Annotated in this window: 8 protein-coding genes; 2 read left to right on the top strand and 6 right to left on the bottom strand. The window is 67.2% G+C overall.

Annotated features, from left to right (window positions below):
- Both ETQ85_RS11650 and ETQ85_RS11645 read right to left on the bottom strand, forming a co-directional pair.
- Window positions 1-1,856: transglycosylase domain-containing protein (locus tag ETQ85_RS11650; RefSeq protein ID WP_148579219.1), on the bottom strand; the 1,856-nt coding region annotated here is incomplete at its 3' end.
- Between the two features lie 92 nt (window positions 1,857-1,948).
- Window positions 1,949-2,233 carry a hypothetical protein gene (locus tag ETQ85_RS11645; RefSeq protein WP_148579218.1) on the bottom strand — a complete coding sequence of 95 codons (285 nt, stop codon included), beginning with the start codon at window positions 2,231-2,233 and terminating at the stop codon, window positions 1,949-1,951.
- A 257-nt stretch (window positions 2,234-2,490) separates the two neighbouring features.
- Between ETQ85_RS11645 and ETQ85_RS11640 the strand changes: the two genes are divergently transcribed.
- Window positions 2,491-4,362, top strand: a complete 1,872-nt coding sequence (locus tag ETQ85_RS11640) for an ATP-binding protein (RefSeq protein ID WP_187394682.1) — start codon at window positions 2,491-2,493, stop codon at window positions 4,360-4,362.
- Between the two features lie 504 nt (window positions 4,363-4,866).
- Here the strand turns inward: ETQ85_RS11640 and ETQ85_RS11630 are convergent.
- Together ETQ85_RS11630 and ETQ85_RS11625 are read right to left on the bottom strand one after the other, a co-directional pair.
- On the bottom strand, window positions 4,867-5,880 hold the full coding sequence (locus tag ETQ85_RS11630) for a zinc-dependent alcohol dehydrogenase family protein (RefSeq protein WP_246128746.1): 1,014 nt from the start codon (window positions 5,878-5,880) through the stop codon (window positions 4,867-4,869).
- Entirely contained in the window at window positions 5,877-8,606 is a 2,730-nt protein-coding gene (locus ETQ85_RS11625; protein ID WP_148579216.1) for a cation-translocating P-type ATPase, read from the bottom strand. The genes ETQ85_RS11630 and ETQ85_RS11625 overlap by 4 nt, the downstream gene beginning before the upstream one ends.
- A gap of 77 nt (window positions 8,607-8,683) precedes the next feature.
- Here ETQ85_RS11625 and ETQ85_RS11620 point away from each other — a divergent pair, with 77 nt between their 5' ends.
- Window positions 8,684-9,898 carry an RtcB family protein gene (locus tag ETQ85_RS11620; RefSeq protein ID WP_148579215.1) on the top strand — a complete coding sequence of 405 codons (1,215 nt, stop codon included), beginning with the start codon at window positions 8,684-8,686 and terminating at the stop codon, window positions 9,896-9,898.
- On the opposite strand, the gene ETQ85_RS11615 is transcribed toward ETQ85_RS11620, so the two are convergent.
- The gene (locus tag ETQ85_RS11615; protein WP_187394681.1) at window positions 9,895-10,842 is read right to left on the bottom strand and encodes a PA2778 family cysteine peptidase; all 948 of its coding nucleotides are present in this window, start codon (window positions 10,840-10,842) and stop codon (window positions 9,895-9,897) included. The genes ETQ85_RS11620 and ETQ85_RS11615 overlap by 4 nt on opposite strands.
- Before the next feature lie 15 nt (window positions 10,843-10,857).
- Window positions 10,858-11,253, bottom strand: a complete 396-nt coding sequence (locus ETQ85_RS11610; protein ID WP_148579214.1) for a PA2779 family protein — start codon at window positions 11,251-11,253, stop codon at window positions 10,858-10,860.
- Between the last annotated feature and the right edge of the window lie 96 nt (window positions 11,254-11,349).

The following is an 11,349-nucleotide window of genomic DNA, read 5'->3' as shown; positions in this document are numbered from 1 at the left end:
CCGGTCTTGCCGGCCAGGTCGGCGCGCAGGCCGAAGGTGTTGCGGATGGCCGTGCCGGTGCCCCGGTCGATGACACCGCGCATCACGTCGAGCAGGGTGTAGGCAGTCGCCGGCGGCAGGGCTTCCTCGGGGGCCAGCGGCGCGAACTCCTCCAGCACCGTGCCGTGGCTGTCCTCCACGCGGGTCACCAGCACCGGCTCAATGTAGCCGCCGCCGTTGGCGATGGTGCCGTAGGCCGAGACCATCTCCTTCAGCGTCACCGGGCTGGTGCCGAGGGCCAGCGACGGCACCTCTTCGAGCGGGCTCTGACGCACGCCCATGGCACGGGCCAGCTTGGCTACGCGGCCCACACCAATCTGCTCGACCAGCTGGGCGGTGATGCGGTTGCGCGAATAGACCAGCCCGTCGCGCAGGCTCACCGGCTTGCCGCTGGGTGGCGACTCGTCGGTGGGGCGCCAGATCTCGTCGTTCTTCAGCGGGATCTCGACCTCCTGGTCGATGATCGTGTCCGCCGGGCTCATGCCCTTGTCGAAGGCCGCCCCGTACACGAAGGGCTTGAAGGTGGAGCCCGGCTGGCGGCGCGCCTGGGCCACGTGGTCGAAGGGATCGAGCACGAAATCCCGGCTGCCGACCCACGCGCGCACCTGGCCGTCCCGCGGATCGAGGGCGAAGAAGCCGACCTGCACGCGGGTCTTGTCCCGACGCAGCGCATCGATGAACGGCTTGTCGGCGAGCAGGCGGGCGAGTGCTTCCTCGGGGGTCTGGCCGCGGGCCAGTGCGATGCGATATTCCTTCGACTCCTTCACGAAGGCCTCGACCAGTTCCGGGCTGCCGGCCCAGCCCTTACGCCCGCCCCAGGCCTGATCGGCCAGGCCCTGCAACTGGCGGCCGCGACGGATCACCGCCTGGGTGGCCTGGGCCTGCAGGCGGCTGTCGAGCGTCGTGCGCACCACCAGCCCGTCGGCGTAGATGTTGTAGTCGTGGCTGTCGGCCCAGGCGATCAGCCATTTGCGCAATTGCTGGGCAAAGTGCGGCGCCGGGCCGGGCGCTTCCAGCTGGCGCTCGAAGTCGATGCGCAGGGGCTTCTTCTGCAGCGCCGCCAGCCGCGCCTCGTCGAGCTTGTCGCGCTTCACCATCTGCGCCAGCACGATGTTGCGCCGGGCCACCGCCCGTTCGGGGTTGATCACCGGGTTGTAATAGCTGTTGCCCTTCAGCATGCCGACCAGCGTGGCGCCCTCCAGCACATCCAGCGCGCGGGCCGGCTTGTCGAAGTAGGTGCGCGCGGCCATCTCGATGCCCCACGCGTTGTACAGAAAGGGCACCGTGTTGAGATAGGTTTCGAGAATCTCGTCCTTCGAATACAGCGCCTCGATCTTGAAGGCGGTGATCGCCTCCTTGAGCTTGCGCGTCAGCGTCGGCGCCCGCCCGATCTCGTCGGGAAAGAGGTTGCGCGCCAGTTGCTGGGTGAGTGTCGAGCCGCCCTGCTTGTCGCCCGAGAAGGTCCGCAGCGCGGCACCGCCGAGGCGGTAGAAGTCGATGCCGTGGTGTTCGTAAAAACGGTGATCCTCGGTGGCGATCAGCGCCGCCGTGACCTGCGGCGAGATATCCGAAAGCCCCACCCACTCGCGGTTGGCCCACTTGAACACCGCCAGTTCCTTGCCATCCGCCGACATCACCCGCGCCGGCAGCTCCAGCTTGGCCTTGCGGATGTCACGGATGCCCGGCGTGAAGGGAATCAGGACCACGCTGTAGGCGAGGAGGAGCGCCGGCACGGCCGCCACGGCCAGCGCGACGCCGCGGCGGGTGGGGTGGCGCAGACGGGAGACAGCCTGGCTTAGCAGGGGAGGAACGGGCATCGGTCGGCGGGGCGGGGAAACGTCGCACCGGTTTTAGCACAATCCCGGCACAGCGTTTCATGCTGGCCATGAAAAACCCCACCAGAGGCGGATTACCCGGAATGCCCGTGGCCGTGCTTGTTGTGCGACTTGACGACGGCTTTTTCGGGCTCCGCCGGCGGGTAGCGAATGACCGCCACGGACTCTTCCGGCTCGAACCAGAACTCCCCGTTGGCGTGGTCGAGGCGCCCCGCCGTCAGCCTGATCAAACCATCCACCAGATCAACGTGCGTCACCGTTTCCCATGCAAAAGTCGGGTGGGCGTTGGCACCGGGACCGTTGTAGATATGGTCGCCAATCCGCACGTCGGCAGCGGCCGTCGTAATCCTGTTTGTCATTTCCCTCTCCTTCCGGAAAATCCGCAGGCCGGTTCCTGAAATCAGGCAACCATGATGCGCCCTCCGGGGGATCGTCGCCGATATATCGGCGTCGGGCGACGGCGAACAGGACGCCGCCCCGTCCCGGGCATTAATTGGCAGAAATGCTCCCAAAATCACACGGCGGCACCTGCTTGTCGACCAGAATTGCCACTGTCCTGACCCCGCCCAAGTTTTTAGCCCGCCAAGACGGGTCTGACTTCACCACCGTACCCACCATGAATCTGAGCATTGGCACCCTGATCGCGACAATAGTCGTCGCCAGCCTGGTTTCCGCGGCGTCCATTGCCGCAGTGGCATTTCGACGCAATCGCGAACTGCTGATCTGGTCAGGCGCCCTGGTCGTCCACGCCTTCGCTTATCTGCTGTTTGCGCTGCGCGGGCAGATCAGCGATGGATGGTCGATCATCGTGGCCAATACGGCCTTGTCGATCAGCTTCGCGCTGTTCACCGAAGGTATTTTCAGCTTTCAACAGCGCGTCCCCCCTCGCTGGCTGGTGTGGCTGCCGGTACCGGTGGCAGCGCTCACGTTTTACTGCTTTCTCGACAACCTGCCGGTGCGCATCATTGCCAGTGGCACGCTCGTGGGGATGCAGAGCGCCTACATTGTCCGGACCCTGATGCAGCATCGCCACCAGATGAACGGCCGTGGCCAGTACATCCTGATGACCGGCTTCGCGCTCATCGTTGCGACCTTCATCGTCCGGATCGGCGTGGCGCTCAGCGGCCAGGCAGGATCGCTCTCCATTCTGGCCGTCAGCCAGATTCAGACCGCCACATTCCTGACGGCCATCACCTGCCTGATCCTGCTCTCCAACGGCCTGATACTGATGACGCAGGAACGGGCCGAGCTGAAACTCGCGCGGCATCGCGACGAGCTGGAGGATCTGGTGGCCATCCGCACGCATGAACTGGCAACGGCAAAAGACGCCGCCGAGGCCGCCAGCCGTGCCAAGAGCCGTTTTCTGGCCAACATGAGCCATGAACTGCGCACGCCGATGTACGCCATCATGGGCATGACCGGGCTGGCCCTGCGCCGTGCAGACAACCCGAAACTGCACGATCAGCTGACGAAGGTGGAGCATGCCTCGCAACACCTGCTGTGCGTCATCAACGACATCCTCGACCTGTCCAAGATCGAAGCCGACAGCCTGACCCTGGAACAGGTGAACTTCAATTGTGCCGACGTGGTGGACAATCTGCTGGGCCTGATACGACCAAGGACCCAGGAAAAAAACCTGGCTCTGCGAATCGACCTGCCGCCGGACATTGCCGCTCAGGCATTACTCGGCGATCCCCTGCGGCTGGGGCAGATCCTCCTCAACTTGATGGGCAACGCCACCAAGTTCACCGCCCGGGGCGCCATCACCGTGCGGGCCCGGCGGATCGAGGAAACGCCCGACGAGGTCGTGCTGCGCTTCGAAGTTCAGGATAGCGGCATAGGCATCAGCCCTGACGAGCAGGCGCGACTGTTCACCGCTTTCGAGCAGGCCGATGGGTCGATGACCAGAAAATACGGCGGCACCGGCCTGGGGCTGGCGATCAGCAAACGGCTGGCGCAGATGATGGGCGGAGCCATCGGCGTCAACAGCACACTCGGCGCAGGCAGCACCTTCTGGTTCACCGCCCGGCTTGGCAAGTCCGTGCAACTGGCGTCCCTCGCACCGGCGCTCGTGCACGACAGCGCAGAAGCACGGCTGCAAAGTCAGTTCCAGGGCGCACGCATCCTGCTGGCAGAAGACGAACCGATCAACCAGGAGGTTTCCCGGGACCTGCTGGAATATGTCGGCCTGGCCGTGGATCTGGCCGCGGATGGCGTCGAAGCCCTGCGCATGGCGCAACAAACCACCTACGCCGTGATCCTGATGGACATGCAGATGCCGCACATGAACGGGCTGGATGCCACGCGGGCGATTCGCACCGATTCGCGGAACATCGACACGCCCATCCTGGCCATGACGGCCAGTGCTTTCGAGGAAGACCGCAAAGCCTGCCTGGATGCCGGAATGAACGGTCACATCACCAAGCCCATCAACGCCAGCGAGTTCTTTGAAATCCTGGTCGGGTGGCTGGAGAAGCCCGCCGGCTAGGCACGAAACGGCCTGCCGCGGGAGGTTCGCCACCGAACGAATCACCCGCTCACCCCACAGATCCGCATACGGAAAGGCCGGAATGTCGCTCATGTGGATGCCCGCGCAGACCACGCAGCCGCCCTTCTCCATGTGCCCCAGCGCGGCCGGCACCAGCGGCCCGGCGGGGGCGAAGATCAGCGCAGCGTCGAGTTTGTCCAGCGCTTGCTGGCTGGCGTCGCTGACCCGACAAGCGCCAAGCCCCACCCGACCCTCCCGGAGTCCCAAGCCTGGCACACCGGGAAAGGGCCCCCCATTCCCGAAGCCCCAGGCGAGAGACGCCGCGACACTACCCGGGTGTCGTCCGGATAGGGCAGCTCACTCAAAAAGACCGGAGCGCCTATCCCGGTGACAGGCTCGGTGTATCCCCAGGACCGACGCCCGGAACTCCCCGCCCCACGCGAGGGACGCCGGGGATATCGCGCCTGTCCGGGAGAAGGTCGCGAGTACCTCTCGCGCGGTGGCTCAGTCCATCGCCAGCACCGCCGCGCCCTGGATCGCGCCGCGGCGCAGGGTTTCCAGTGCGCGGTTGGCGTCGGCCAGCGCGAAGCGGGTCACCGCGGTGTGCACCGGCACGCGGGGAGCGAGGTCGAGAAAATCGATGCCGTCCTGGCGGGTGAGGTTCGCCACCGAGCGGATCATCCGCTCGCCCCACAGGTCGGCGTAGGGAAAGGCCGGGATGTCGCTCATGTGGATGCCGGCGCAGACCACCACCCCGCCCCTCTCGAGATGCTTCAGCGCGGCCGGCACCAGCGGGCCGGCGGGGGCGAAGATCAGCGCGGAATCGAGGCGCTGCGGCGGGCGCTGGCTGGCGTCGCCCACCCAGGCGGCGCCGAGCTCGCGGGCGAAGGCCTGGCTCTCGCTGTCACCGGGACGGGTGAAGGCGTAGAAAGGACGGCCCTGATGTTTCAGGACCTGGGCAATGATGTGGGCCGCGGCGCCGAAGCCGTAGAGGCCAACTTTTTGCGTATTGCCGGCGAGACGCAGGGCGCGGTAGCCGATGAGGCCCGCGCACAGCAGCGGGGCCAGTTCGAGGGCCGAGGGCATGGCGGCGCATTCGGCCAGCGGGAAGCAGTAGCGGGCGTCGGCAACGGTGTATTCGGCATAGCCGCCGTTGATCTGGTAGCCGGTGAAGCGGGCCGCGTCGCACAGGTTTTCGCGGCCACTCGTGCAGAAGTGGCAACTGCCGCAGGTCCACCCGAGCCACGGCACGCCGACCCGCTCGCCGATGCTGACGCCCGTCACGCCCTCGCCCAGCGCACTGATGCGGCCGACGATTTCGTGGCCGGGGATGATGGGCAGCACCGGGTCGGGGAGTTCGCCGTCGATGAGGTGCAGGTCGGTGCGGCATACCCCGCAGGCTTCCACCTTGAGCTGAATCTGGCCCGGGCCGGGGCTGGGCACCGGCAGGATTTCGAGGCGCAGGGCTTCGCCGGGGCGGTGCAGGACCATGGCGCGCATGCTGGCGGGGATGCTCATGGGAATGGCTCCTTGCTGGGCGGGGCGTGTCGGACTGAAGTCCGACCCACAGGAAATTCGGTGGCGTGGGCCAGGTGGCGGCGGGCGAAGAATTTGCGTGTTTCTTCGATGGCAATCATGCCGACGGCCCACGGCAGCAGGAACAGCCACACGCTCGCCGGAATCGGCGCGGTGCCGAGGAGTTCGTTGCCCAGCGGGGTGTAGTCGATGAGCAGGATCAGAGCGACTTCCAGCGCCACACCCCACAGGATCAGCCGGTTGCCGCCGAGGCCGGTGGTGAAGACGGAGCGCAGCGCGCTGCGGCACAGGAAGACGTTGACGATCTGCAGCAGCACGATGGCCGACAGGCAGGCGGTGGTGGCCTGGCGGTAGAGCAGATCGTCACCGCCCAGCGCCATGCCGTAAGTCCAGCCACCGCCCAGCAACACGTGGAAGAACACCGCCAGCGCCGCGGCCGCTTCGTAGAGGCCGAGGAAAAGATAGGCGCGCAGCGCCACCGCGGTGTTGAGCAGGCGCTGGCTGCGGGCACGCGGAGGGCGCGTCATCAGCCCCGGGTCGCCACGCTCGACCCCCAGGCCGAGGGCGGTGAGCGAGTCGGTGCCCATGTCGATGGCCAGCGCCTGCACCGGCATCAGCGGCAGCGGGATGCGGAACAGCGCGAAGGCCAGGTTGGGGATGAGCTCGGCCACGTTGTGCACCAGCACGTAGGTGAGGAACTTGCGGATGTTCTGGAACACCGCGCGGCCCTCCTCGATGGCCGTGACGATGCTGGCGAAGTGATCGTCCAGCAGCACCATGTCGGCGGCCTCCTTGGCCACGTCGGTGCCGGTGATGCCCATGGCAATGCCGATGTGGGCGGCGCGCAGGGCGGGCGCATCGTTCACCCCGTCGCCGGTCACCGCGACGATGTAGCCCTTGGCCTTGAGGGCCTCGACGATGCGCATCTTCTGGTCGGCGGCGACGCGGGCGAAGAGGATTTCCGGCGCATCGAGAGCCAGCTGGAGCTGCGCCGGATGCAGGCGGCGCAGCTCGGCGCCGGTGATCACCCGCGGCGCATCGCCACGCACCAGGCCGATCTGCCGGGCGATGGCGACCGCCGTGCCGGGGTGATCGCCGGTAATCATGATGACCTGGATGCCGGCCCCGTGGCAGGTGGCGATGGCGGCTTCCACATCGGCCCGCGGCGGGTCTTCGATGCCGGCCAGACCGCAGAAGCACAGGGCCTGCTCTTCCGCGTCGCGCGGGCAATCGGGCGGCAGGCGGCGGCTGGCCAACGCAATGACACGCAGGCCGGCCACGGCCATTTCCTCCTGCGCGCGCAGGATGGCAGCGCGGGCGGCCTCGTCCAGCGCCTGCGCGCCGCCCGCCAGCACGATCGATTCGCACAGGGGCAGCACGCGCTCCAGCGCCCCCTTGCAGTAGAGCATCTGGCCATCGGCGTCGGGATAGACCACCGACTGGCGCATGCGCTCCGAGTCGAAGGGCCATTCGTCGCTGCGCGAGGCCGGGGCCGGCTGGGGGGCGAGGCGTTCGGCCATTTCCACCAGGGCGATTTCGAGGGGGTCGCCGGCCAGCTCGAGGCGACCATCCGGACGGGTCTCGGTGAGGTCCTGGCAATAACGGGCGACGCGGAAGAACAGATCGTGGCCCGGCGCAGGGGTATCCGCATCCTGCAACTGCAGATCAAGGAAGACCCGCCGCACGCGCATGCGGTTCTCGGTGAGGGTGCCGGTCTTGTCGGTGCAGATCACCGTCACCGAGCCCAGCGTTTCCACCGACGGCAGGTGACGGATCAGCACATTGCGGCGCGCCATGCGCTGGGCGGCGAGGACCAGCGAGAGGGTCAGGGTCGGCAGCAGGCCTTCGGGCACCAGCGCGACGATGATGCCGATGCTGAGGATCAGATCGCGCCAGAAAGGCACGCCAACGAGACTGCCGAGCGCGAAGAAGAAGGCTCCGATGCCCAGTGCCAGGTAGGCGATGCGCCGGCTCAGGTGGGCGATCTCGCGGCGCAGGGGCGAATCCTCGCCGCTGCCAATCTGGGTGAGGTGGGCGATGCGCCCGAATTCGGTGTGCGCACCGGTGGCAAAGACCACCGCCCGCCCCTGCCCGGCCACCACCGAAGTACCGGCGAGCAGGATGTTGCGGGCATCGATGGCCTGTTCTTCGGCGGACGGCGCCGCATCGCCGCTGCCGGGGCGGGATTCGCCGGTAACGGTGGATCGGTTGATGCGCAGGCCGAAGGCTTCGATCAGGCGGCAGTCGGCCGGCACATTGTCGCCCTGGGCGAGCAGGATCACGTCCCCCGGCACCAGTGCCTCGGCGGCCAGCTTCAGCACCACCCCGTCGCGCAGCACCTCCACCTGGCTGGGCAGCAGGCCCTGCAGCGCTGCCAGCGTGCGCTCGACGCGGGCCTCCTGCCAGAAGGAGAACAGGCCCGAGAGCAGGATCACCACCACCACCGCCACGCCCACCCGGGCCATGCCTTCGCCCGGGTCGTACCAGTCGGCCAGAAAGGCCAGCCCGGCGGCCACCCACAGGATCACCGAAAAGAGGTGAGTGAATTCTTTGAGCAGGCGCAGCGCCCAGTGCTCGCGGGCCAGTGGCTCGACCCGGTTGGGGCCGTATTCGGCCAGCCGTGCCGCCGAATCGGCCGACACCAGCCCCTGCGCCGAACTGCGCACACTGGCGAGGGCTTCGGAGGCGGACAACTGGTGGATTTTCATGGCCGGCTAACTGCTACTTTAGGCCCGGTGAATGCCGAATGGAAAGACGCAAGTCAAATACACCCATAATCCTGCCCATGCCTCCCCACGACACCCTCACCATCCCCGGCGCCGCCCCGATCAAGCTATGGACCCGCGGCGTGCCCGTCGAGGACGAAGCCCGCCAGCAGTTGATCAACACCGCCCGCATGCCCTTTATCTACCGGCATCTGGCGGTGATGCCCGACGTGCATCTGGGCAAGGGCTCGACCATCGGCAGCGTGATTCCCACTGTCGGGGCGATCATCCCGGCGGCGGTGGGCGTGGATATCGGCTGCGGCATGATGGCCGCCCGCAGCTCGCTGACGGCCGCCGACCTGCCCGACAATCTGCACGCCCTGCGCAGCGCCATCGAGGCGGCCGTGCCCCACGGCAAGACCTTCGGGAAACGCGACGCTGGCGCGTGGGGTGACGCGCCCGCCCCGGTGGACGCCATGTGGCGGACGCTCCACGCCAGCTTCAAGCGCATTACCGACAAGTACCCGAAGCTCGAACGCACCAACAACCGCCTGCACCTGGGCACGCTGGGCACCGGCAACCACTTCATCGAGGTGTGCCTCGACGAGGAAGGCCGCGTGTGGTTCATGCTGCATTCGGGCTCCCGCGGGGTCGGCAACGCCATCGGCAGCCTGTTCATCGAACTCGCCCAGGCCGACATGCGCCAGCACATCGCCAATCTGCCGGACCGGGATCTGGCCTACTTCACCGAGGGCAGCCGCCACTTCGACGACTACGTGGAGGCGGTCGGCTGGGCCCAGGACTTTGCCCGCCGCAACCGTCTGCTGATGATGCAAAGCGTGGTTGCCGCCGCCCGGCGGATCATCGCCAAACCCTTCGTCGCCGACGTGGAAGCGGTGAATTGCCACCACAACTACGTGCAGCGGGAAACCCACTTCGGCCGCGAAGTGCTGGTGACACGCAAGGGCGCGGTGGCCGCCCATAAAGATCAGTTGGGGATCATTCCCGGTTCAATGGGCGCGAAGAGCTTCATCGTCCGCGGGCTGGGCAACGAAGAAGCCTTCTGCTCGTGCAGCCACGGCGCCGGCCGCAGCATGAGCCGCACCCAGGCGAAGAAACGCTTCAGCGTGGCCGACCAGGTACGCGCCACCGAGGGTGTGGAGTGTCGCAAGGACAAGGACGTGATCGACGAGATTCCGATGGCCTACAAGGACATCGACGCGGTAATGGCGGCGCAGGCCGATCTGGTGGAGATCGTGCATACGCTGCGTCAGGTAGTGTGCGTGAAGGGCTAGCGGGCGGCGTCGATGCGCTTGAGGGTGTCGCGGGCGGCATCAATGGTCGGGCCGCCGAGTTCGATGGCACGGCGGGCTGCTGCCCGCGCTGCATCGATACGCCCCGCCTCCAGCAGGATCACCGCCAGATTGTTCCAGGCGGCGGCGGAAGCGTGGTGCCTGGCCGCCTCACGGAAGGCCGCTTCTGCACCGGGCCGGTCGCCGGCAGCGTAAAGGCTGTTGCCGAGGCCCATGGCCAGGGTCAGGCTGTCCGGCCAGCGGGCCAGGGCGGCACGGTAGGCAGGCGCAGCCTTGCCCGGCGGGGCAGCTTTTTCAAAGGCGACGAGGGCGCGGGTGGTGGCGGCTTCGTCTGCGCTGGCGGCCAGCTGGCCCGCCGGCAGGGCGACAAAAGCCCAGGCGCCCGCGCGTACCCAGGTCAGTTCAAAAGTACGGAAAGGCAGCACCTGGCGTTCCATCGGCCCGGAACGCAGCAGGAAGGCCGCTTCATCGAGGTCATAGCCGATCACCACCGCGTAATGCCAGGTCGGCGCCCACGCCAGGCCGAGGTTGAGCAACACGACCACCGGATGCCCCGCCGCGGTCTCGCGCATCAGGGCTTCCAGCGTGCCGGGAACTTCAACCGCCAGCGCCCCCGTCCGCCGCGCACCGGACAACATCTCGATCTGCAGCGATCCGTGTCGCCCCGGCAGGAAAACCTGCCCGGCCAGTGTTTCCGGACGCACAGCGAAACCTGCCGGCCCCAGCGCCATGGCCAGCGCAGCCGGGCCGCACTGGTAGTCGTCCTGCGGGTAATACGGCGTGGCCGACAGCTCCACCCGCCGCGGCAAACCGGCCGGCGGCGTGTCACGGATCAAGGCCGTCTGCGCCGCGCAGCCGGCCAGGGCGAGCACCGTTGCAGCGCCACCGGCAAACATCAGCTGGCGACGCTGCGGCAGGAAAACCATACCTGGCGCCCGCGTTTAGCGGATCGAGCGGGTAAAGGGAAAGACCTTGGTGAAGCCGAGAATGTCGGTGAGCAGCAGCACCAGGAAGATGAAGATGATCACTTCGATGAAACCACCGGCCGGGGCCTTGTCGATCTGCTCGGAGAGACGGGCGGCATCTTCATCGGTGAGGGCGGCCACCCGGTCGCGGGCATCAGCGGCATTCACGCCGAGGTTTTCCAGGCGGGCCTGCACATCGGCGCGGGAGAACATGTCGTTGAGGTGATTGCGGGCATCCTGGCCGGAACGGCTGGCGGCGCCCTGGGCCACCTGCTCGGTGCCGATCATGGTGGCCTGGGCCGTTTGGACGAAGGCCACGTGGGTGGTACTGACAATCAGGGTGGCGGCAAGAATCTGCTTGAAGCGCTTCATTTTAATTCTCCTCGAAAGGGGGCTCCGGATCACGGCGGGCCAATGATCGTGCCACTCGCCCCGGGGCTGCCTCAAGCGCTGCGCTGTAACACCAAG

Source organism: Zoogloea oleivorans (assembly GCF_008107625.1).
Taxonomy (GTDB): Bacteria; Pseudomonadota; Gammaproteobacteria; order Burkholderiales; family Rhodocyclaceae; genus Zoogloea; species Zoogloea oleivorans.
This window is presented reverse-complemented; position numbering and strand designations above follow the sequence as displayed.